This window comes from Centipeda infelix ATCC 43532, from assembly GCF_000234095.1.
GTDB lineage: Bacteria > Bacillota > Negativicutes > Selenomonadales > Selenomonadaceae > Centipeda > Centipeda infelix.
The window spans coordinates 1-1271 of record NZ_JH376806.1 but is presented as its reverse complement, the minus strand read 5'-3'; the positions used below and the strand labels follow the sequence as shown (position 1 = coordinate 1271).

Genomic DNA, 1271 nt, shown 5'->3' with positions numbered 1-1271 from the left:
TAGTTTTGCATTGTCTAGTTTTGAGGGCGCATCGAAGAGATGAAAGTCTCTGCGGTAGTCCTTATTGTTCACTGAAAACTGCACAGAAGAAACAAGAAAATCTAAAACAAGGGAGACTTTGTGTACTCATGTCATAAAGTTTTCCTCACTAAAAGATTTTCCCAAGCAAATTAGGATAAAGCGAAAATACCTTTAAACTGATGACAAAAGTCGTTAGACGTAAGTCAAGTTTATAAGGGCATACGGCGGATGCCTAGGCGTTTTGAAACGAAGAAGGACGCGATAAGCTGCGATAAGCTGCGGCGAGCTGCAAGTAAGCTATGACCCGCAGATTTCCGAATGGGGCAACCCGGCGGGAGTAACGTCCCGTCACTCTGCACTCGATGCAGAGAGAAAACACCCGATGAACTGAAACATCTAAGTAGTCGGAGGAAAAGAAATCAAAGAGATTCCCTGAGTAGCGGCGAGCGAAACGGGAGGAGCCCAAACCAAGAGACTTCGGTTTCTTGGGGTTGCGGACCTGCAACAAACTGGACATTCTAGTGGAAGCATCTGGGAAGGTGCGGCAAAGAGAGTGAGACCCTCGTACACGAAAGAGTGAAAAGCGGGCAGGAATCCAGAGTACCACAGGGCACGAGGAACCCGGTGGGAAGCAGGGTGGACCACCATCCAAGGCTAAATACATCAAAACGACCGATAGCGAAAAGTACCGTGAGGGAAAGGTGAAAAGAACCCCGGGAGGGGAGTGCAATAGAACCTGAAACCGTATGTCTACAAACAGTCGGAGCACTTTAGATGTGCGACGGCGTGCCTATTGAAGAATGAACCGGCGAGTTAATTTATGCTGCGAGGTTAAGCGGGAGACGCGGAGCCGAAGCGAAAGCGAGTCTTAAGAGGGCGAGCAGTAGCATGGATTAGACCCGAAACCACAGTGATCTATACATGTCCAGGTTGAAGCTCAGGTAAAAATGAGTGGAGGACCGAACCCGTGAGTGTTGAAAAACTTTGGGATGAGATGTGTATAGGGGTGAAATGCCAATCGAACGTGGAGATAGCTGGTTCTCCCCGAAATAGCTTTAGGGCTAGCCTCAGGCGAATCACCATAGAGACGGTAGAGCACTGATCGGGCAAGGGGGCGTAAAGCCTACCGACCCCAGTCAAACTACGAATGGCTCATATGGGCAGCCTGGGAGTCAGAATGCGAGTGATAAGACCCGTATTCAAGAGGGAAACAGCCCAGACCGCCGGCTAAGGTCCCAAATGCTGTGCTA

General features: G+C 49.5%; 1 rRNA gene. It reads left to right on the top strand.

Going from position 1 to position 1271, the window contains the following annotated elements:
* Positions 1–222: 222 nt before the first annotated feature.
* Positions 223–1271 (top strand): 23S ribosomal RNA (locus HMPREF9334_RS11275); the annotation flags it as partial.